The organism is Brevundimonas sp. (assembly GCF_046295595.1).
Lineage (GTDB): Bacteria > Pseudomonadota > Alphaproteobacteria > Caulobacterales > Caulobacteraceae > Brevundimonas.
On record NZ_JBKBMX010000020.1, the window covers coordinates 1 to 18,945 of the forward strand.

The 18,945-nt window shown below is 70.0% G+C and carries 22 protein-coding genes and 1 tRNA gene; 13 read left to right on the forward strand and 10 right to left on the reverse strand.

The window, feature by feature from the left end:
- On the reverse strand, positions 1-889 hold an 889-nt coding region (locus ACK4JY_RS12370; RefSeq protein WP_409606137.1), incomplete at its 3' end, for an outer membrane protein.
- A gap of 340 nt (positions 890-1,229) precedes the next feature.
- On the opposite strand from ACK4JY_RS12370, the gene argB reads away from it, so the two are divergent.
- From argB to dapD, 3 genes are read left to right on the forward strand one after another with little or no spacing between them, the layout of a single operon-like run.
- Positions 1,230-2,156, forward strand: coding sequence for an acetylglutamate kinase (gene argB, locus ACK4JY_RS12375; RefSeq protein ID WP_409606139.1), 927 nt, complete (start codon positions 1,230-1,232; stop codon positions 2,154-2,156).
- Entirely contained in the window at positions 2,153-2,815 is a 663-nt protein-coding gene (locus ACK4JY_RS12380) for a pyrimidine 5'-nucleotidase (protein ID WP_409606141.1), read from the forward strand. Before argB ends, ACK4JY_RS12380 begins: the two co-directional genes overlap by 4 nt.
- A complete protein-coding gene (dapD, locus tag ACK4JY_RS12385; protein WP_409606143.1) occupies positions 2,812-3,678 on the forward strand; it encodes a 2,3,4,5-tetrahydropyridine-2,6-dicarboxylate N-succinyltransferase in 867 nt (288 codons plus the stop codon). Before ACK4JY_RS12380 ends, dapD begins: the two co-directional genes overlap by 4 nt.
- Here dapD and ACK4JY_RS12390 read toward each other — a convergent pair.
- Entirely contained in the window at positions 3,675-4,901 is a 1,227-nt protein-coding gene (locus ACK4JY_RS12390; protein ID WP_409606145.1) for a PQQ-dependent sugar dehydrogenase, read from the reverse strand. The genes dapD and ACK4JY_RS12390 overlap by 4 nt on opposite strands.
- Before the next feature lie 186 nt (positions 4,902-5,087).
- On the opposite strand from ACK4JY_RS12390, the gene ACK4JY_RS12395 reads away from it, so the two are divergent.
- Positions 5,088-5,164: transfer RNA gene (locus ACK4JY_RS12395), tRNA-Met, on the forward strand.
- Positions 5,165-5,227: 63 nt separating this feature from the next.
- Positions 5,228-5,521, forward strand: coding sequence for a hypothetical protein (locus ACK4JY_RS12400; RefSeq protein ID WP_409606147.1), 294 nt, complete (start codon positions 5,228-5,230; stop codon positions 5,519-5,521).
- Positions 5,522-5,525: 4 nt separating this feature from the next.
- Here ACK4JY_RS12400 and ACK4JY_RS12405 read toward each other — a convergent pair whose 3' ends face one another.
- Positions 5,526-6,149, reverse strand: coding sequence for a TlpA family protein disulfide reductase (locus ACK4JY_RS12405; RefSeq protein ID WP_409606149.1), 624 nt, complete (start codon positions 6,147-6,149; stop codon positions 5,526-5,528).
- 61 nt (positions 6,150-6,210) lie between these two features.
- On the opposite strand from ACK4JY_RS12405, the gene argH reads away from it, so the two are divergent.
- Genes argH through lysA form a run of 3 tightly spaced genes read left to right on the forward strand, consistent with a single transcriptional unit; the run spans position 6,211 to position 9,108 of the window.
- A complete protein-coding gene (gene argH / locus ACK4JY_RS12410) occupies positions 6,211-7,575 on the forward strand; it encodes an argininosuccinate lyase (RefSeq protein WP_409606227.1) in 1,365 nt (454 codons plus the stop codon).
- Positions 7,575-7,811, forward strand: a complete 237-nt coding sequence (locus ACK4JY_RS12415) for a hypothetical protein (protein WP_409606151.1) — start codon at positions 7,575-7,577, stop codon at positions 7,809-7,811. Before argH ends, ACK4JY_RS12415 begins: the two co-directional genes overlap by 1 nt.
- 4 nt (positions 7,812-7,815) lie before the next feature.
- On the forward strand, positions 7,816-9,108 hold the full coding sequence (gene lysA / locus ACK4JY_RS12420; protein ID WP_409606152.1) for a diaminopimelate decarboxylase: 1,293 nt from the start codon (positions 7,816-7,818) through the stop codon (positions 9,106-9,108).
- 434 nt (positions 9,109-9,542) lie between these two features.
- Here lysA and ACK4JY_RS12425 read toward each other — a convergent pair whose 3' ends face one another.
- Entirely contained in the window at positions 9,543-10,076 is a 534-nt protein-coding gene (locus ACK4JY_RS12425) for a phosphoribosyltransferase (RefSeq protein WP_409606154.1), read from the reverse strand.
- 25 nt (positions 10,077-10,101) lie between these two features.
- Positions 10,102-10,995, reverse strand: coding sequence for an MJ0042-type zinc finger domain-containing protein (locus ACK4JY_RS12430; RefSeq protein ID WP_409606157.1), 894 nt, complete (start codon positions 10,993-10,995; stop codon positions 10,102-10,104).
- A gap of 66 nt (positions 10,996-11,061) precedes the next feature.
- On the opposite strand from ACK4JY_RS12430, the gene ACK4JY_RS12435 reads away from it, so the two are divergent.
- From ACK4JY_RS12435 to ACK4JY_RS12455, 5 genes are read left to right on the forward strand one after another with little or no spacing between them, the layout of a single operon-like run.
- Positions 11,062-11,772: a cell division ATP-binding protein FtsE gene (locus ACK4JY_RS12435; protein ID WP_409606158.1), complete on the forward strand. Its 711-nt coding sequence runs from the start codon at positions 11,062-11,064 to the stop codon at positions 11,770-11,772.
- Positions 11,769-12,647: a cell division protein FtsX gene (locus ACK4JY_RS12440; RefSeq protein ID WP_409606160.1), complete on the forward strand. Its 879-nt coding sequence runs from the start codon at positions 11,769-11,771 to the stop codon at positions 12,645-12,647. Before ACK4JY_RS12435 ends, ACK4JY_RS12440 begins: the two co-directional genes overlap by 4 nt.
- A gap of 9 nt (positions 12,648-12,656) precedes the next feature.
- Positions 12,657-13,286 carry a YdcF family protein gene (locus tag ACK4JY_RS12445; RefSeq protein WP_409606161.1) on the forward strand — a complete coding sequence of 210 codons (630 nt, stop codon included), beginning with the start codon at positions 12,657-12,659 and terminating at the stop codon, positions 13,284-13,286.
- A 1-nt stretch (position 13,287) separates the two neighbouring features.
- On the forward strand, positions 13,288-14,028 hold the full coding sequence (locus tag ACK4JY_RS12450; RefSeq protein WP_409606163.1) for a lysophospholipid acyltransferase family protein: 741 nt from the start codon (positions 13,288-13,290) through the stop codon (positions 14,026-14,028).
- Positions 14,029-14,076: 48 nt separating this feature from the next.
- Positions 14,077-14,598 (forward strand): hypothetical protein, encoded by a 522-nt coding sequence (locus tag ACK4JY_RS12455; RefSeq protein ID WP_409606165.1) that lies wholly within the window; start codon positions 14,077-14,079, stop codon positions 14,596-14,598.
- Position 14,599: 1 nt separating this feature from the next.
- Here the strand turns inward: ACK4JY_RS12455 and pdeM are convergent, their stop codons facing one another.
- From pdeM to ACK4JY_RS12480, 5 genes are read right to left on the reverse strand one after another with little or no spacing between them, the layout of a single operon-like run.
- Positions 14,600-15,331, reverse strand: a complete 732-nt coding sequence (pdeM, locus tag ACK4JY_RS12460) for a ligase-associated DNA damage response endonuclease PdeM (RefSeq protein WP_409606167.1) — start codon at positions 15,329-15,331, stop codon at positions 14,600-14,602.
- Positions 15,328-18,009, reverse strand: a complete 2,682-nt coding sequence (locus ACK4JY_RS12465) for a ligase-associated DNA damage response DEXH box helicase (protein WP_409606169.1) — start codon at positions 18,007-18,009, stop codon at positions 15,328-15,330. Before ACK4JY_RS12465 ends, pdeM begins: the two co-directional genes overlap by 4 nt.
- Positions 18,006-18,179 (reverse strand): hypothetical protein, encoded by a 174-nt coding sequence (locus ACK4JY_RS12470; protein ID WP_409606171.1) that lies wholly within the window; start codon positions 18,177-18,179, stop codon positions 18,006-18,008. Before ACK4JY_RS12470 ends, ACK4JY_RS12465 begins: the two co-directional genes overlap by 4 nt.
- Positions 18,176-18,595 carry a type II toxin-antitoxin system VapC family toxin gene (locus ACK4JY_RS12475; protein WP_409606173.1) on the reverse strand — a complete coding sequence of 140 codons (420 nt, stop codon included), beginning with the start codon at positions 18,593-18,595 and terminating at the stop codon, positions 18,176-18,178. The genes ACK4JY_RS12470 and ACK4JY_RS12475 overlap by 4 nt, the downstream gene beginning before the upstream one ends.
- Complete coding sequence (locus ACK4JY_RS12480) at positions 18,595-18,846, reverse strand: type II toxin-antitoxin system Phd/YefM family antitoxin (RefSeq protein ID WP_409606175.1); 252 nt, start codon at positions 18,844-18,846, stop codon at positions 18,595-18,597. The genes ACK4JY_RS12475 and ACK4JY_RS12480 overlap by 1 nt, the downstream gene beginning before the upstream one ends.
- Positions 18,847-18,945 lie beyond the last annotated feature (99 nt).

The following is an 18,945-nucleotide window of genomic DNA, read 5'->3' on the forward strand; positions in this document are numbered from 1 at the left end:
AGTTGGCGGCTTGCGTCACCACCGAGGAGGCTTCGGCCGTCAGGTCGGAGCGATCCCAGTCGAAGTACACCACGAACTCACGCGCGGTCGGCGCCGGAGGCGGCGGCGGCGGGGGGGGAGGAGGCGGGGGCGGCGGGGGCGGGGGCGGCGGCGGCGGCGGCGCGATATAGGCCGGCTCCGTCGCGCCGAACGCATAGCGCAGGCCCAGGCTGATGGAGTGGTCGGTATAGCGACCCCCGAAATCGCCGACGTCGATCGTCGGCGACGTGTCTTCCGTCACGATCTCCATGTTCGAGACCAGATAACGATAGGTCAGGTCCAGGTTGGCGCGCTCGCCGAGCGCCCAGCTGAGACCCGCGATGGCCTGCGCCGCCAGCTCGGTCGAGCTGGTGTCGGACGAAACGACGACCGCACGGTTGCCGGCGAGAGCGCCGAGCATTGTGGTGCTGACTTCATTGATGCCGGCGCCCATGCCAACGAACGGACGCAGGCTCGAATCGGCCATGCCGAAGTCGTAGAGCACGTTCATCATCAGCGAGGCGGAGGTCACCTCCCCGTCGATGGTCGTCTCGCAGGCGCCGGTGGCGGGGAAGATGTTGCACAGGGCCGGCGAGCCGCTGCCGTTAATGGCGCCGATCGAGCCGGCACGATAGCCGCCCTCAAGTTCGACGCGCCAGTTCGGCGTGAACCGGTAGCCAAGGCGGGCGAAACCCGCCCAGTCTTCGTCCACTTCGATCTCGTCGATGAAGCCGTTAACCTCGACGTGAGGCGCATGATAGCCAACGTCGACAGCACCATACCAACCGTTCGGATCGGCAGCCGCGGCGCCAGCCGACAGGGCCAAGGCCCCAACGGCGCTCGAAGCCAGAATGAAAGTCTTAACGCGCATGGGTGGATGCCCTCCGCAGCCCTTGTTGATTTTTCTGGGCGGGACGCAAGTCGCCGCTTGCCTCCTCATAACAGCCTCGCTGGCGGAGGTCGAGCCGGACAAGCTCCAAACACGGCGAGCGTGATGATTCAGCTACAGAAGTGACATTCCGGGCCTCCCGGTCAGCCGAACAGACGAGTGGAAGGCGGGTCATGGGCCGGAGAAGTCCCCGTCGCGGCGTTCGGCCCGCGATCCACGGTCCTCCTTATCGCAAGAGCGGCTGATCCGCCGACGGCTGTCGGCGCGCGCCGGTCCGGTTTCATGATGACACGACCGTGGCTTGGCTTTACGGACCCGCGGCATGGACGAGACAGAACGGCAATCCGAGGATCGCGGCTGGGACACGGCGAAGACGCTGGCCGAGGCCCTGCCGTATATCCAGATCTACGATCGCAAAACCGTGGTGATCAAATACGGCGGCCATGCCATGGGCGAGAGCGCCGTGGCGAAGCAATTCGCCGCCGATGTCGTCCTGCTCAAGCTGATGGGGGTGAACCCTGTGGTGGTCCACGGCGGCGGACCGCAGATCAGCGCCATGCTGGAGAAGGCGGGGGTCAAGTCCAGCTTCGTCGACGGGCTGCGGGTCACTGATGCGGACACCATGCAGGTGGCCGAGATGGTCCTGTCCGGCGCGGTCAACAAGGAGATCGCCCACTGGATCACCATGGCCGGCCGCAAGGCCGACGTGCGCGGCATCGGCCTGTCGGGCAAGGACGCGGGCCTGCTGACCGTGGAAAAGACCCGGCGGACCAAGCGCGACCCGGACAGCATGATCGAACACGAGGTCGATCTGGGCTTCGTCGGGGAGCCGACCCGGGTCGATCCCAAGCTGGTGGTTCGCCTTCTGGAGTCCGACGCTGACTGGGTGCCGGTCATAGCGCCGATCGGGGTGACCGAGGACGGCCAGACCTTCAACGTCAATGCCGACACCGTGGCCGGCGCCATCGCTGGCTCGCTCAACGCCAAGCGGATGCTGCTGCTGACCGACGTGGGCGGGGTCAAGGGCGCCGACGGGGAGATCATCCGCCAGATGACGGTCGGGGAGGCCTCGAAGCTGATCGAGGACGGCGTCGCCACCGGCGGCATGATCCCCAAGCTGCAGACGGCCATGGCCGCGGTGCGCGACGGCGTCGAAGCCGTCGTCATCCTCGACGGACGCCGCCCCCATGCCATGCTGGTGGAACTGTTCACCGAGCACGGCGCGGGCACCTTGGTGAAGGCGTCTTGATCGATCTGGCCCATGTCACGGCCTGGGTGTTCGACATGGACGACACCCTCTACCCCCGTGATCAGGGCCTGATGTCTCTGGTCCAGGCGCGCATCAACGCCTACGTCGTCGAGGCGGTAGGGCTGGATCCGGAGTCCGCGGGCATACTGCAGCGGCAGTTTCTCGACGAGCATGGCACCACCCTCGCCGGCCTGATGGCCAATTATACGATCGAGCCCGAGCATTTCCTGCACGACGTCCACGACGTGCCGATGGATGCGCTGGAGCCGAACCCCAGGCTGCGCGAGCAGTTGCTGCGGCTGCCCGGGCGGCGGTTCGTGTTCACCAATGGCGCGCGGGAATACGCCGGGCGGGTGCTGGACCGGCTTGGCGTGACCGACTGTTTCGACGGCGTCTTCGCTATCGAGGACGCGGATTTGACGCCCAAGCCCGAACCCTCGACCTATCGCCGCATGCTCCAGCGGTTCGGCTTCGAACCGCGCTCCGCCGCCTTCTTCGAGGACACCCCCCGCAATCTCGAGGCCGCCAAGGCCATGGGCATGGCGACGATCCTGATCGGCGACGGCCATGGCAAGCCGCTGGGCGACCACATCGACCATGTGGCGCCGGATCTCGTGGATTTTCTCTCAGAGCTGACTTTCAGGGACGCCGCCGCATGACCGCCACCGTCACCGCCGACCGCGCACATCTTGAGGCCGTCATCGAGGCGGCCTGGGAGGAACGCGCCAACGTCTCGACCCATGGCGAGGTCCGCAAGGCGGTCGAACAGGCCCTCGACCTGCTTGACGCCGGCGAGGCGCGCGTCGCCTCGCGCGGGGACGACGGCGTCTGGACCACGCATCAGTGGTTGAAGAAGGCGGTGCTGCTGTCCTTCCGCCTCAACGACAACGAGATCGTGCGCGGCGGCGACCGCGGTCCGGCCAGCCACGCGCCGGGCGTGGGCCCGTGGTGGGACAAGGTGCCGAACAAGTTTGGCGACTGGACCGCCAACCACTACAAGGCGGCCGGCTTCCGCTCCGTCCCCGGCGCGATCGTGCGGCAGGGGGCCTTTATCGGCCGCAACGTGGTGCTGATGCCGTCGTTCGTGAACATCGGGGCCTATGTCGACGAAGGCTCGATGGTCGACGCCTGGGCCACGGTCGGGTCGTGCGCCCAGATCGGCAAGAATGTGCACCTGTCCGGCGGGGCCGGCATCGGCGGGGTGCTGGAGCCGCTGCAGGCCAATCCGACCATCATCGAGGACGGCTGTTTCATCGGCGCCCGCGCCGAGGTGGCCGAGGGCGTCATCGTCCGCGAGGGCGCCGTTCTGGCCATGGGCGTCTATCTGTCGGCCTCGACCAAGATCGTCGACCGGGCGACCGGCGAGGTCTTCCGCGGCGAGGTGCCGGCGTATTCGGTGGTGGTGCCGGGATCGCTGCCCGATCCGAACGGCGGGCCGTCGCTGTACTGCGCCGTGATCGTCAAGCGGGTCGACGCCCAGACGCGGGCCAAGACCGGCGTGAACGAACTGCTGCGCGACTAGCGCGCCGCCAGCCGCACCAGCTTGCCGTTGGCCTCGTCGGTGATCGCCCAGACGGCGCCGTCCGCGCCCACGGCCACATCGCGCACCCGCTCGCCCAGATCGGTCAGCAGCCGCTCTTCGCCGACAACGCGGTTCCCCTCCAGCACGAGCCGGGCGATGTGTTTGTCCTTCAGGGCCGCGACCAGCAGGTTACCCTGCCAGGCCGGGAACATGGCTCCGTCGTAGACGGCCATGCCGCCGGGCGCGATGACCGGGTCCCAGTAGTAGACGGGCTGTTCAATGCCCTCGCGGGCCGTCACGCCTTCGCCTATGGGAGTGCCGCGATACTCGACGCCATAGGTGACCTCAGGCCAGCCGTAGTTGAGACCCGCCTGGTCAAGATTGATCTCGTCGCCGCCGCGGGCGCCATGCTCGACGGTCCAGACCTGATCGCCGGCGATGGCGATGCCCTGGACGTTGCGGTGACCCAGCGACCAGATTTCGGGCAGCGCCCCTTCGCGGCCGACGAAGGGGTTGTCCTGCGGCACGGAGCCATCGGCATTGATGCGGATCGTCTTGCCCATGTGCGAGCCGAGGTCCTGGGACTGCGTCCGCATCGCCGCGTCGGACCGCTCGCCGAGGGTGATGAACAGATGGCCGGCCCCGTCGAAGGCCAGCGACGAACCGAAATGCTTGTCGCCGTCATAGGTCGGCAGGGCGCGGAAGATGACCTGGGCGTTCTCGATGCGTCCGCCGTCCGCGGACAGTCGCCCGCGCGCCACCGAGGTGGCGTTGCCGCCGTCGCGGGGCTCGGCATAGCTCCAGTAGACCAAGCGGTCCGCGGCGAAGCTGGGGGCCACGGCCACGTCCAGCAGACCGCCCTGTCCGCGGGCGTCGACCCGGGGCAGGCCGGCGATCGGCTCGCCGACGACGCCCTCGGCGGTGATGATGCGCAGCCGGCCCGGCTTCTCGGTCACCAGCCAGCGGCCGTCGGGAAGCAGGGCGAGGCCCCACGGGTGTTCGAGGCCGGAGGCGACGACCGCATGCGCCAGCGCGGTTTCCGTCCGGACGGCGGGCGCACGGGTCTGACCCGGGAAGGCCGGCTGCTGGTCGGGGGCGTTGGCGGCGCGCGTCTCGAGCGGCGCGCCGGCGGCTCCCGCCGTCGCCGGATCCTGTCCGTTGGCTCCACAGGCGGCGGCGAACGACAGGACCGAGACGGAGGCGGCGAGGGCGAGCAGGCGCATGGCGGAAATCCTTTGGAAGCGTACGGCGAAGCAACGGTCGCTCAACCTTGGCGTTCCCGGCCGCGGGTGCAAGGAACGATGTGACGCACGCCACGTCCGCGACGACTTGAATCCGCCCGCGCCCCCCTCTATAGGCACGCCTCTTCCGGCGGACAGACCAGTTCCCGCCGGGACCCGGAAGATCGGGGCTGGGTAGCTCAGCTGGTTAGAGCGGTGGATTCATAACCCACAGGTCGGCGGTTCGAGCCCGCCTCCAGCCACCATTCCGCAACCGGTCCCCCTTCCCCGCGTTCACGGCAAAGGTTTAACGCCGAAGGGGACTTCCCATGCGCATCCATATCGCCGCCGCCGCCATGCTCGCCTTGGGCGCCGCCGCCTGCACCCCGGCCGAGCAGGACGAGGCCGGAGCCAAGGCCGAGGTGGCGGGCGAGCGGGCCGGAGAGGTCGCCGCGGAGGCGGGCGAGGTCCTCGAATCGGGCGCGCTCAAGGCCGCTCGCGCGGTCGAGGAGGGCGCGGGCAATGTCGCCGACCAGCTGGAAGAGAACCAGGCCGAGGCCGCGGCCGATGGTCGGCCCGGCGCGGTCGATCCCGCCACGGACGAACGCGTTCCGGCCGAGTGATCCGTCAGGCCGGCTCGGCCAGCAGGGCGTCGACCAGCGCCCTCGCTTCCGGGCTGGCCCAGTCGGCCTCGCCCGAGAAATGGGCGCGGATGCGGCCCTGACGGTCCAGCAGCACCGTCTGGGGCATCTTGCCCTCGCCGGGCAGTTCGAACGGCAGCTGGAATTTCATGTCGCTGTAGAGCGGCAGGGGCTCGTGCACGTCGATGAAGTTGCGGGCGTCGGCCAGGCCGTCCTCGGTGGCGTCGACATTGATCGGCAGGACCACCAGCTGGTCGTCGGCATAGGCATCGTCCAGCCGGGCGAGGGTCGGCATCTCGGTGCGGCAGGGCGCGCACCACATGGCCCAGAGGTTGACCACCACCACCTTGCCGCGGAACTGGCCAAAGGTCGCGTCGGCGCCGTCGCGGGTCTTGAACACATAGGCCGGAGCCATCGGCGTGGTGGCCGGAGTCTCCAGCCGGGCCAGCGATCCCGTGGCGAAACGGGCCAGTTCGCTCTTGGCGGGCGCGACCGGGGCGGCGGCTTTGTCGAACAGGGCGGGATAGGCGTATAGCAGCGCCGCGCCGCCGATCACGCCAATCAGCAGCGCGCCCGCAACCCCGCCGATGACCGCCCTGGAAACCTTCATGCCCGACCAGACGCCTCCCGATCCCGAGACCAAAGCCGAGCCGACGGCGAAAGGTCAAGACATGTGGGGCGGGCGCTTCAGCGCGCGACCGGCGGACATCATGCAGGCGATCAACGTCTCGATCGGGGTGGACCGGCGGCTGTGGGCCCAGGACCTGGCCGGGTCGCGGGCGCATTGCCGCATGCTGGCGGCGCAGAAAATCATCACCGGCGCGGACGCCGAAGCCATCCTCGGCGGGCTGGACGCCATCGAGACCGAGATCCGCGACGGGACCTTCCCGTTCCGCGACCAGTTCGAAGACATCCATATGAACGTCGAGGCGCGTCTGGCCGAACTGATCGGCGAGCCGTCGGGGCGGCTGCATACGGCGCGCAGCCGCAACGACCAGGTGGCGACGGACTTCCGCCTGTGGGTGCGGGACGCCTGCGACGCGGCGGTCGAACAGCTGAAGGGGCTGCAATCGGCCCTGCTGGCGCGGGCGGAGCAACACGCCGGCGACCTGATGCCCGGCTTCACCCATCTGCAGCCGGCCCAGCCGGTGACTTTCGGCCACCATCTGATGGCCTATGTCGAGATGTTCGGGCGCGACGCCGCGCGCTTCGCCGACGCCCGGGCGCGGATGAACGAGAACCCCCTCGGCGCGGCGGCCCTTGCCGGATCGCCCTTCCCCATCGACCGTCAGATGACGGCGGCCGAGCTGGGCTTCGACCGGCCGATGGGCAATTCGCTGGACGCCGTGTCGGATCGCGACTTCGCCCTGGAGAGCCTCGCGGCCGCCTCCATCTGCGCCGGGCATCTGTCGCGGCTGGCCGAGGAGATCGTGGTGTGGATGACGCCGCAGTTCGGTTTCGTGACCCTGCCCGACGACCTGACGACCGGCTCGTCGATCATGCCGCAGAAGCGCAATCCCGACGCGGCCGAGCTGGTGCGGGCCAAGACGGGCCGGATCATGGGATCGCTGGTGGCCCTGTCGACGGTGATGAAGGGCCTGCCGCTGGCCTATTCCAAGGACATGCAGGAGGACAAGCCGCCGGTGTTCGAGGCGTTCGACGCCCTGACGCTGGCGCTGGGGGCCATCACGGCGATGGTGTCGGCTCTGAAAGCCGACACAGAGCGGATGCGGGGGGCGGCGGGGTCGGGCTTTTCGACCGCGACCGATCTGGCCGACTGGCTGGTGCGCGAGCTGAACCTGCCGTTCCGCAAGGCGCACCATGTGACCGGGGCGGCGGTGAAGCGGGCCGAGGCGCTGGGCGTGGATTTGTCGCAACTGCCGCTGGCCGAACTGCAATCGCTTGAGGCGGGCGTCACCGAAGCGGTTTACAAGGTGCTCACCCCTGAGGCCTCCTGCGCCAGCCGCCAGAGCTTCGGGGGCACGGCGCCGGAACAGGTCCGCGCGCGCATCGCCGAGTGGAAGACGCGTCTGTGATGAAAAAGCTGGTTCTCGTGGGCTTCGCGGCCCTGGTCGCTGTCTCCGTCGCAGGGTGTGGCCGCATGGCCGATCTGGACGCGCCGCCGGCCAAACGCGCCGAGCGCAGCCTGCCGGACGGTCGCGGCCCCGGCCCGGTCGAGCCGGCGACGGTCTACCGCCCGCCCAGCGAGGCGCCGATCGACGGCGGACCCAGCTCGAGCCCGTTCGGCGGCTCGGGGTCGAGCCCCCGCTAGACCGTTGAACCATTTCGACCGTATCGACGGCGCCCTCCATGCCGAGGCGGCGCCTCTGGAGGCAATTGCCGGGGCCGTCGGCACGCCCGTCTATGTCTATTCGACCGCCACCCTGACGCGGCATTTCGGGCTGATGCGCGACGCGGTGGCGGCGCACCGGGGGGCTCTGGGCGGGTCCAGCAAGGACGGGGCCCTGATCGCCTTCGCGGTGAAGGCCAATTCGAACCTGTCGGTGCTGGCCACCCTCGCCCGGCTGGGCTGCGGCGCCGACACGGTGTCGGAGGGCGAGATCCGGCGGGCGCTGGCGGCGGGCATCCCTGGCGAACGAATCGTCTTCTCCGGGGTGGGCAAGACGGACGCCGAACTGGCCTTCGCCATCGAGGCCGGGGTGCGGCAGATCAACATCGAGAGCGCGGTGGAGCTGGACCGGCTGATCGGCATTTCGGCGGCGAAAGGGGCGGCGCCGGAGATCGCCATCCGGGTCAATCCCAAGATCGGCGCCGGCGGTCACGCCCGGATCACCACCGGCGGGGCGACCGACAAGTTCGGCGTGCCGGCCGAGGAGGCCCCGGCCCTGTACGCTCGCGCCGCGGTCTCGCCGCATGTGACGCCGGTCGGGCTGGCCTGTCACATCGGCAGCCAGATCACCACGCTGGAGCCGCTGGAGGCGGCGTTCCGGGCGCTGCGCGAGATGACGCTGGCGCTGCGGGCCGACGGGCTGGCGGTCAGCCGGCTGGACCTCGGCGGCGGGCTGGGGGTGCCCTATCACGGCCAGACCGACCTGCCGGCGATCGCCGACTATGTGGCCATGGCGGCGCGGGTGCTGGACGGGCTGGGGGTCGAGGCGGCGTTCGAGCCGGGGCGGCTGCTGGCGGCCAACGCCGGGGTGCTGCTAAGCCGGGTCATCCAGGTCAACGCCCGCAGCGACGGGCGGACCTTCCTGGTGCTGGACGCCGGGATGAACGACCTGATGCGGCCGGCGCTGTACGACGCCTTCCACGATGTCGTGCCGGTGCGGGCCCGGGCGGGCGAGGCCGGACCGTACGATCTGGTCGGGCCGATCTGCGAGTCGACGGATGTGTTCGCGCGGGAGCGGATGATGGCGCCGGTCGAGGCGGGGGACCTCGTGGCCTTCATGGGGGCCGGGGCCTACGGGGCGGTGCTGGCGAGCGAGTATAATTCGCGGCCGCTGGTTCCGGAGGTGCTGGTGGACGGCGACCGCTGGGCGATGGTGCGGGCGCGGCCGACGTATGATGAGATGTGGGCGCGGGAGCCGAAGGCGGAGTGGCTGGGGTGAAGTCGGATTTTACCCGGGTAGAACTTCGGTTTTATGAGTCCGATGAGTCTCTTGAGTCGCATTGGCGCGCGCCTGTGGCGGCGCGGGCGGCGGTTCGATTGTCAAAGACCGGCGCTCGTCGGCGCCCTCCCTCACATGGGACGGGTATTATGCGCGCGGTTGGCCCTATGGCGGGAAGAACGGTTTGAGAATCGGCTAGTTAGCTGATTTTCCATGCGAATATTTTCATAACCCGACTATAGATTCGCGGATTGTAAGCACAGCGTCACGTTGGCTTCCTTCTCCCCTCCGGGGGAGAAGGTGGGCGGCGAAGCCGCTCGGATGAGGGGGATGTTTGGGTGGACTGGCTGGCGGCTGGTCCGGAGCCGGCTTACCCCTCATCCGGCCCTCCGGGCCACCTTCTCCCCCAAGGGGAGAAGGAAGAGCACGGCGGTTCAATCCAGGGCGCAGATGTCGGGGAGGCCGCGGAGGGTTCCCGCATGGTCGAGGCCGTAGCCGACGAGGAAGCGGTTGGGGGCGTCCCAGCCGACGAAGTCGGGCTCGGGGGCGCGCGGCAGGGGCCAGGGCTTTCTGGCGAAGACGCAGGTGATGACATCGGCGGCGCCCGCCTCGGTCGCGATCCGCACCGCCTCGGCGAGCGACAGGCCGGTGTCGAAGACGTCGTCGAGGATCAGCACCTTCTTGCCGGCGATCGGGCGCTGGAAATTGGCGTAGATGTCGATCTTGCCGCGGCTTTCCTTCTCGTCGCCGTAGGAGGCCAGCCACAGGGCGTCGAAGCGGACGTTGCGGCCGATCCGCGCCAGGGCCCGGGTCAGGTCGGCGGCGAACCACAGGCCGCCGGTCAGCAGCACCGCCGCCACCGTCTCGTCGTCGATCACCGGGGCGATCTGGCGGGCCAGGTCGGCGACGATGCGCGCGACCTCCGCCTCGGGCAGCAGGACGGTGGGGGTCGTCGGGGTGTCGGCCATGCGAGGCCGATACCGCCTCGGGGCCTCAGGAGTCGATAGCCACCGGCACCGCATCGATCGGGCGCATGTCCAGTGGGGCGGAAACATCGGGGGCGAGAGCGGGGCGCAGACCCACGGCCTCGGTGGCCGGAGCGGCGGCGGCGGCGGTGGAGGCCGGGGGCGTATCAGCCGTCGGCAGCGGGCGGTGGACGACCGGCGGGGCGGCGGCGACGGCGGCGACGGGCGCGGCGTCGAGGATGAAGTCGACGCCGACGCCGGCGCCCTTGCCGCCGGGATCGGAGATGGTGGCGGCGAAGCCCTGGACCTTGCCCGGCAGGACCGGGGCGGCGTCGATGCGCACCACGGCATGGCCGATCTCGGCCCCCTGACGATCCAGCAGGGCGACGCGCACGGGCGGGGCGATCCGCTCCTCGTCGCGGACATTCCTGAGCGCGCCGGAGACCAGCACCTTGCCGGGGTCGTTGGGCGCGGCACGGGCGGTGATGGCCTCGAACTCCAGCCCGGTCGGATTCACCGTCAGGCCGACAGCGGCATAGGCGGCGGCGGCGCGGGGCGCGAGCTCGACCACCTCCACGCGGAACAGCCAGGCGGCGGTGAGCAGGGCGGCGAAACCGGAGGCGATGCCGGCCCAGACGGCGCCGTGGGCGGCGGCCCGGCGCAGGCGGCGCTGTTGCTCGGCGCGGGCGCGGAAGGCGCGGGGCAGTTCGGGGGCGGGCGTCGCGGCCAGCGACTCGGGCTCGGCGGCGCGGGCGGCGGGCGGCTCGACGCCGGGGGGCGAGGCCGACAGTTCCAGCGGCTCCTCGAGAGTGGCGCGCCAGGTGTGTTTGCAGTCCTTGCAGCGGACCATGCGGCCGCCGGGCCCGATCGCCTCATCGGGGGTGAAATAGCTGGTGGCGCAGGACGGGCAGGTCAGTATCATGTGCGCTGACTGCGAGGCTCTTCGCCCCCTCCCGTCGCGGCCTGGCCGCGTCCTGACCCGAAATCGATGCCCGTCCAGCCCCGCCGCGCCGCCATGACCGCCTCCGCGACCGACACCGTCCGCCTCGCGGGCGTCGGGTTCGGCTATGCGGACGGCCCCAGCGTGCTGCGGGACGTTAACCTCATATTGCCCGCTGGCTCTTTCCACTTCCTTACCGGGCCGTCGGGGGCGGGAAAGTCGACCCTGCTGAAGCTGCTGACCCTGGCGCGGCGGCCGACGGCGGGCCGGCTGGAGTTGTTCGGAGAGGAGGCCGGCGCGGCGCCGCGGTCGGCCCTGCCCGGATTCCGGCGGCGCATGGGGGTGGTGTTCCAGGACTTCCGCCTGCTCGATCACCTGTCGGCCTTCGACAATGTCGCCCTGCCGCTGCGGCTGGCCGGGGCGAAGCGCGAGAGCTACGCCGGGGACGTCGCGGAGATGCTGGACTGGGTCGGGCTGGGCCAGCGGATGGACGACCGGCCGCCGACCCTGTCGGGCGGCGAGAAACAGCGGCTGGCCATCGCCCGGGCGGTGGTCACCCGGCCCGAGCTGATCCTCGCCGACGAGCCGACCGGCAGCGTCGACGCGGTGATGGGCGAGCGGCTGCTGAAACTGTTCCAGACCCTGAACCGGCTGGGGACCACGGTGCTGATCGCCAGCCATGACGAGGCGCTGGCGCGGGCGTCGGGGGCGTCGCTGCTGCGGCTCGCGGGCGGACGGCTGACCGGGAGCGCGGCATGATCCGTCGGTGGTTGGGCCGGGACGGCGTCCTGCCGCGCGACGGCGGCGGCGAGCCGTGGCTGGCCGCGGTGATCGCGGTGCTGTGCTTCCTCGCCTGCCTGTCGGCGGTCGGGGCGCTGGCGGCGGACCGGGCGGCGCATGGCTGGGCGATGCAGCTGCGCAGCGAGGCGACGGTGCAGGTGCGGCCGCGGGTCCATGAAACCGGGGCCGAGGCGGCGGCGCGCGCGGCCCAGACCCTGGCGGGGGTGACCGGGGTCGAGGAGGCCGAGGCGATGGACCGCAAGACGGCCGAGGCCCTGCTGCGGCCGTGGGTCGGGGACGCGGTGCTGCCCGACCTGCCCCTGCCCCATCTGGTCACCGTGCGGCTGGACCGCGACGCCCCGGCCAGCGCGGTCAGCCTGAGCCGGGCCCTGGCCGAGGCCGGGGTTGACGCCACCGTCGACGATCACAGCCTGTGGCGGGGCGAGGTCGAGCGCTCGGCGGCGCTGATCACCGCCCTCGCCGTCGCCGCCTTCCTGCTGACGGCCGGGGGGGCGGCGGCGGCGATCGTCTACGCCACCCGGGCCGGGATGGCGGCGCAGCGGACCGTGATCGAGACGCTGAGCCTGAACGGGGCCTCGGACAGTCGGATCGCCGGCCTGTACCAGACTCGCTACGGCCTGCTGGCGGCGGGCGCCGGGGCCGCCGGGACGGTCGCGGCCATGGCGCTGGTGGCGGGGCTGAGGTTCCTCGGCGGGTCCGAGGGGGTGACGCCGGCCCTGCCGGTGGCGTGGAGCGACCTGCTGATGCTCTCGCCATGTCCGCTGCTGGCGGCTACGGTGGCGCTTGTCGCCGCGCGGATCACCGCGCTGGCGCGACTGGGCGGGGGACACTAGGTTAACGCCATGAAGTTTCTCACCTTCATCGCCATCATCGCCGTCATCTGGCTGGCCGGGCTGTTCGCCTTCGCCGAGCGGGTGCGCGGCTATGCGCCGGCCGCCGAGCCGGCGCGGGCCGACGCCATCGTGGCCCTGACCGGGCCCTCGGCCGAGCGGGTCAACACCGCCATCCGCCTGCTGGAGCAGGACAAGGGCCAGCGGGTGCTGATCTCGGGCGTCAACCGCGAGGTCCGTCGTCAGGAGCTGCGCGCCCTGACCCCGGGCTCGAGCCGGCTGTTCAACTGCTGCGTCGATCTGGGTTTCGAGGCCGAGGACACCATCGGCAACGCCCAGGAGATCGCCGCCTGGGCCGAGTCGAAGGGATATGACAGCCTGATCGTGGTGACCTCGGACTATCACATGCCGCGGGCCCTGACCGAGATCCGGGCGGCGGCGCCCGAGCTGGCGCTGACGCCCTATGCGGTCGAGACGCCGTCGCTGGACGATTCCGAATGGTGGCGGGCGGCGGTGACGGCGCGGCGCATGACGCTGGAATATATGAAATACCTCGCCGCCCTCGGCCGGGCGCTGGTCGGCCATGTCGGCGAGCGACCGGCGGCCGAAGGGGCGGCGACGCCGACCGAAAAGGCCGCCTGACGTGACCACCCTGCGTTCGCTTGTCTTCGTGCTGTGGCTGTATCTGTCGATGGCCCTGTTCGCCGTCGGCCTGTCGCCAGCGCTGCTGATGCCCTATCCGCAGGCCATGTGGGTGATCCGCAACTGGTCGCGCTTCGTGCTTTTCGGGCTGCGCTGGATCGCCGGGGTCAAGGTTGAGTTCCGCGGCTTGCAGCATATGCCGGTCGGCGCCGGCCTGATCGCCGGCAAGCATCAGGGCATGCTGGACGTCATCGCGCCGTTCGCGGTGCTGCCGGACAATTGCTTCATCATGAAAAAGGAGCTGCGCCCCCTGCCCTTCTTCGGCTGGTTCGCGTGGAAGACGGGGATGATCGCGGTCGACCGCTCGGCCCATTCCAAGGCGCTGAAGGAGATGGTGCGGCAGGCGCGGACACGGTTCGCGCAGGGGCGGCAGATCCTGATCTTCCCGGAGGGGACGCGCACGCCAGTCGGGGCGGCGCCCGATTACAAGCCGGGCATCGCGGCCCTGTACCGGGACCTCGACTGTCCGTGCGTGCCGATGGCGACAAACTCGGGGGTGCATTGGCCGGCGCACGGGTTCCGGCGCTATCCGGGGACGGTGGTCTATGAGTTCCTGCCGGCGATCCCGGCGGGACTGAAGCGAGCGGCGTTCATGGCGCTGCTGGAAGAGCGGGTGGAGGGGGCGAGCGACGCGCTGCTGGCGATCGAACCGAACCCCATGCTCACCGCCCCGGCCCAATAATCCGTTCATCCTGACGCGCTAGCCTGTGGCCATTCGCAGGAGGATGGCATGCGGAGTCAGGCGGTCACGATGGCGGCGTTGCTGGTCGCGACGGCGGCTTGCGGCGCGAAGCCGGAGGAGCCGCCGGTTCTGGTGGAGGCGGGGCAGATCGAGCCGCTGCTGGAATTCTCTCGCCAGTTCAACGGGCATCGGGTGTCGGTCGACGGCTATGTCCATATCGACGACGGCCCCGGCGGCGCGGCCATGGTCTACACCCTGATGAGCCGTCCGCGCGGACTGGGTGACGCCTTGGTCCGGTTCGAGGCCGAGCGCGGGACAGGGCCCAACCGGCTGGATTTGCCTGTGAAAAGCGAGCGGCGGCCAGAATGGGCGGGCGGCCACGAGGTTCTGCTGGTGGACCTGACGAATGCGCGGTTCATCGACGGGGCGGGGGAGGCCCATTCGATCCGCGACAAGGTCCGGGTCACGGGCGAGCTGGCCTCGCTGCCGGCGAACAAGGATCCCGGCTCGCCCACGGGCTGGCGGCACCGGCCGCGGCTGATCGACGCGACGTTCGAGGCGGCGCCCTAAGCTAGCGCAGCTTCTCCCACGGCAAGGCATGCACCTTGCCGGTTCCCAGCGCCGCCGCCATGGGCGGGTCGGCGAAAAGGCCGGCGATGGCCGGGTCGCGCACATCCAGCCCGCCGGTGAAGGCGCCGAAGGCGGGGAGAACGGCGCGGCGGCCGTCGGTGACGAAGGCGGGGCGGCGGACGCCGCGGCCGTGGGCGGCGACGCGGGCGGCGGGGTGGAGGTGGCCGGCGATCTCGCCGGGGCGGACGCCGGGCTGGGGCTCGTGGATCAGGCGCAGGGCGCCGAGGGAGAGGGTCTCGACCACCGCGCCGGGGAGGGTCTGCACCGGGTCGGCGAGGGCGGCGATGTCGTGGTTGCCTTCCAGCCAGACCCAGTCGCGACCGGTCGCGAGCCGGTCGAGACGGGCCCGGTCGTCGGGGGCCATGCGGCCGACGGATTTCGTGTCGTGGAAGCTGTCGCCGAGCAGGACCACCGCGGCGGGCTGGAGGGCGTCGATCTCGGCCTCGAGCCGGTCGAGGGTGGCGCGGCTGTCGTAGGGGGGCAGCATCTGACCGCGGGCGGCGAAGGCCGAGCCCTTCTCCAGATGCAGGTCGGCGGCGATCAGGGTGCGGTGGTTCACCACCCACAGGGCGCCGGAGCAGCGCAGCACGCAGGGCTCGCCCTCGATCGAGACCTGCAGGCCGCCGCTGGGGCAGCGGGCGGGCGACAGCAGGGTGCGCAGGGCGGCGTTCACGAGGCGCCGGCCAATTCGGGCGGGGCGTCGGCCATCACTTCGGCGATCAGGTCGGCCTCGTCGAAGCCATAGGCGCTGGCGTCGAGGATCATCTCGGCCGCCTGGCCGCCGCCGACGCGCTCGCGGCCGATCTGGACCAGGACCGGGACGCAGAAGGGCGACGGGCGTTCGAGGCGGACGGGCTTGATATGCCCCCGGATGCGCTCCAGCAGCTGGCCGAGGCGGGCGACGTCGAGCAGGCCGGCGGCGGCGTCGGCGCGGGCGGTCTTGAGCAGCAGGTGGTCGGGTTGATGGCGGCGCAGCACGTCGTAGATCAGATCGGTCGAGAAGGTCACCTGGCGGCCGGTCTTCTCGTTCCCCGGCTGGCGTTTCTCGATCAAGCCGGAGATCAGGGCGCAATTGCGGAAGGTGCGCTTCATCATGAAGCTCTCCTCCAGCCAGCTCTCTAGGTCGTCGCCGAGCATGTCGGGCTCGAACAGGGCGTCGAGATCGAGCTGGTCCATCGGCTTGATCGACCAGATGGCGAGCGAATAGTCGGTGACGACGAAGCCCAGCGGGCCGACGCCGAGCCGGTCGAGCCGGCGGGTCAGCAGCATGCACAGGGTGCCGTGGGCGAGGCCGCCGGCGAACGGATAGGCGACGAGGAAATGGCGGCTGCCGCGCGGAAAGGTCTCGACCAGCAGCGTATCCGCGTCGGGGATGGCGGATTTTTCCGCCTGCAACTCCAGCCACTCCTGCACGTCGGGCGGCAGGACGCGCCAGTGGTCGCGGTCCTGGATCATGGCGCGGACGCGGTCGGCCAGCGAGGTCGACATGGGGAATTTCGAACCGCCCCATGAGGGGATCTTCGGGTCCTTGTCCTGGGCGTGGGTGACGAGGGCGTCCATGCCGACAATGCCCTGAAAGGCCCAGACCTGGCCGGCGAAGACGAAGGTGTCGCCGGGCGACATCTGCTCGAAATAGTTCTCCTCGGCCTCGCCGACCTTGCGGCCGCCGATCAACTGTTTCGACGCCCCCCCGCGGCGCGAGGCGATGCGGACGTTGAGGGTGGCGGCGGCGACGATGGTGCCGACGTTCATCCGGTGGCGCTGCGCCGTCTGGGCGTTACGGGCCTTCCATTTGCCGTCCTGGGTCCGGACGATCCGCGCGAACCGCTCATAGGTGCGCAGGGCGTAGCCGCCGGTGGCGACCAGATCGACGACCTCTTCGAACTGCTCGTACGTCAGGCCGCGATAGGGGCCGCAACCAGTGATCTCCGCATACAGATCATCCATGGCGAAGGGTTCGGAGCAGGCGCAGCCCATGACGTGCTGGGCGAGGGTGTCGAGGGTGCCGGTGTGGACCGGCTCCCAGTCGAAGGCGTTCTCGGCCACCGCCTCGCGCGCGGCCTGGCATTCCAGCATCTCGAACCGGCTGGCCGGGACCATCAGGGCGCGCGAGGGCTCGTCAAGGCGGTGGTTGGCGCGGCCGATGCGCTGGACCAGGCGGCTGGCGCCCTTGGGCGCGGCCAGCTGTATGACAAGGTCGACGTCGCCCCAGTCGATGCCGAGATCCAGCGTCGAGGTGCAGACCACGGCGCGCAGATCGCCGCGGGCCATGGCCGCCTCGACCTTGCGCCGCTGCTCGGCGGCGAGCGAGCCGTGGTGCAGGGCGATCGGCAGGCTGTCGTCATTGATGGCCCACAAGGACTGGAAGACGAACTCGGCCTGCCAGCGGGTGTTGACGAAGATCAGCGTCATGCCCGAGCGTTTGAGCGCCTCATAGACCTCGGGAATGGCGTGCTGGCCGGTGTGGCCGGCCCACGGGACCCTGCCCTCGGAGACGAGGACGTCGACGACGGGCGGGGCGCCGGGGTCGCCGCGGACGATCACCACATCGCTCTCTCCAACCCTTCCTCTTCCTTCTCCCCTCGGGGGAGAAGGTGGGCTGCGAAGCAGCTCGGATGAGGGGGCTGGTTCAGTCAGCAAACTCTCTAGCGATGAGCCTAGAGTCGGCATCCCCCTCATCCGGCCCTCCGGGCCACCTTCTCCCCCGAGGGGAGAAGGGGACACAACGGCGCCCGGCCTCAGCCAGTCCGCGATCATCTCCGGATCATCCACCGTCGCCGACAGCGCCACGCGGCGCATCGCCGGCGCATATTTCTGCAGCCGCCCCAGCCCGAGGTTCAGCAGGTCCCCGCGCTTGCCGCTCCAGATCGCATGCACCTCGTCCAGCACGACGCATTTGAGGTCGGCGAAATAGCTGGGCGCGCCATCCCAGGCGCAGAACAGGGCCAGCTGCTCGGGCGTGGTCAGCAGGATGTCCGGCGGGAAGTCGCGCTGGCGCTGACGTTTCGACTGTTTGGTGTCGCCGGTGCGGCTCTCGACGTGGATGTTGAGCCCGATCTCGCGGATCGGCGTCATCAGGTTGCGCTCGACGTCGGTCGTCAGGGCCTTGAGCGGCGAGAGGTAGAGGGTGTGGACGCCGGAGCCGGGGCCGGTCTCGGGCTTGGGCCCGCGCTCGGACAGTTCGATCAGCGAGGGCAGGAAGCCGGCCAGGGTCTTGCCGCCGCCGGTCGGGGCGACCAGCAGGGTGTGCGAGCCGGCTTCGGCCGCCGCGATCATCTCGAGCTGGTGGCGCCGGGGCGCCCAACCGCGCGAGGCGAACCAGTCGGCGAAGAGTGGGGGAAGCTGTGTCACCCGCCCGCCCGCGCGCTTTCGCAATAGCCGCCGTCAGCCCAGCGCCCGCCTGCGTCGAGACAGCGGTCTATCGCCATGAACTCACTGAAGAAGAACCACCAGATGAAGACGGCACCCAAAATCAGCGCGACGCCGAAGCTAATCAGGCAACCGATACGACGACGCTTCATGGCTCGTCCCACGGCGACAGCACACGGCAACCGCTGGGCTCGAAATGGCGTACATTGCGAGTGACCACCGTGAGACCATGGACATGCGCGGTCGCCGCGATCAACTCGTCCGTCATCTGCGATGGGCGGCCGGCTGCTCGAGCGGTTTCCGCGAGAGCGGCCCATCGCTCGGTGACGTCCAGATCGACGGGCAGGATGCGCTCGCCGTATCTGAGGATCAGGTCCGCCAGCCAGAAATCGAGATCATCCCGTCGCCGACCGGGTTCAAGCCGAACGATGCCCCGCCGAAGTTCGCCCACAGTGATCACGCTGATGTGCAGGTCCGACAGCAGTTGATCCCCGAGCCAGCCGATCACGCCCTCGTCAGGCCGAGCGCGCTTGGGCTCACTGATGACGTTGGTGTCGAGCAGAAACATCAGAAGGGTTCGATTTCCCGAGCCGGACGGCGGTCGCGTTCCAGATCGACGCCATCAAGCGAGGGACCGTTGAGGAGCCAATCCTTGAAATCGCGCGACGCGCGCGGGTCTTTCAGACGTCTGAAATCCTCCGCCGAAAGCACCACGGCGGCATCTTGGCCGTGGATGGAAATCTCCTGCGGGCCCTCAGTCCGCGAACGGCGGATTACCTCAGAGAGGTTGTCCTTGGCCTTGGCGAGGCTCCAGTTCATGACCAATTCCATTATGGCTATGCTTCATGGCCATATATCACGCGGCTCACGCCGCGGCAACGGAATGTTCCCGTTCCGTTTCACGCCCTTCCGCGCTAT

Coding starts and splice junctions, on each gene's coding strand:
- argB (WP_409606139.1), top strand. CDS start 1,230: ATGGACGAGACAGAACGGCAATCCGAGGATCGCGGCTGGGACACGGCG.
- dapD (WP_409606143.1), top strand. CDS start 2,812: ATGACCGCCACCGTCACCGCCGACCGCGCACATCTTGAGGCCGTCATC.
- ACK4JY_RS12390 (WP_409606145.1), bottom strand. CDS start 4,901: ATGCGCCTGCTCGCCCTCGCCGCCTCCGTCTCGGTCCTGTCGTTCGCC.
- ACK4JY_RS12400 (WP_409606147.1), top strand. CDS start 5,228: ATGCGCATCCATATCGCCGCCGCCGCCATGCTCGCCTTGGGCGCCGCC.
- ACK4JY_RS12405 (WP_409606149.1), bottom strand. CDS start 6,149: ATGAAGGTTTCCAGGGCGGTCATCGGCGGGGTTGCGGGCGCGCTGCTG.
- argH (WP_409606227.1), top strand. CDS start 6,211: ATGTGGGGCGGGCGCTTCAGCGCGCGACCGGCGGACATCATGCAGGCG.
- ACK4JY_RS12415 (WP_409606151.1), top strand. CDS start 7,575: ATGAAAAAGCTGGTTCTCGTGGGCTTCGCGGCCCTGGTCGCTGTCTCC.
- ACK4JY_RS12425 (WP_409606154.1), bottom strand. CDS start 10,076: ATGGCCGACACCCCGACGACCCCCACCGTCCTGCTGCCCGAGGCGGAG.
- ACK4JY_RS12430 (WP_409606157.1), bottom strand. CDS start 10,995: ATGATACTGACCTGCCCGTCCTGCGCCACCAGCTATTTCACCCCCGAT.
- ACK4JY_RS12435 (WP_409606158.1), top strand. CDS start 11,062: ATGCCCGTCCAGCCCCGCCGCGCCGCCATGACCGCCTCCGCGACCGAC.
- ACK4JY_RS12440 (WP_409606160.1), top strand. CDS start 11,769: ATGATCCGTCGGTGGTTGGGCCGGGACGGCGTCCTGCCGCGCGACGGC.
- ACK4JY_RS12445 (WP_409606161.1), top strand. CDS start 12,657: ATGAAGTTTCTCACCTTCATCGCCATCATCGCCGTCATCTGGCTGGCC.
- ACK4JY_RS12455 (WP_409606165.1), top strand. CDS start 14,077: ATGCGGAGTCAGGCGGTCACGATGGCGGCGTTGCTGGTCGCGACGGCG.
- ACK4JY_RS12470 (WP_409606171.1), bottom strand. CDS start 18,179: ATGAAGCGTCGTCGTATCGGTTGCCTGATTAGCTTCGGCGTCGCGCTG.
- ACK4JY_RS12475 (WP_409606173.1), bottom strand. CDS start 18,595: ATGTTTCTGCTCGACACCAACGTCATCAGTGAGCCCAAGCGCGCTCGG.
- ACK4JY_RS12480 (WP_409606175.1), bottom strand. CDS start 18,846: ATGAACTGGAGCCTCGCCAAGGCCAAGGACAACCTCTCTGAGGTAATC.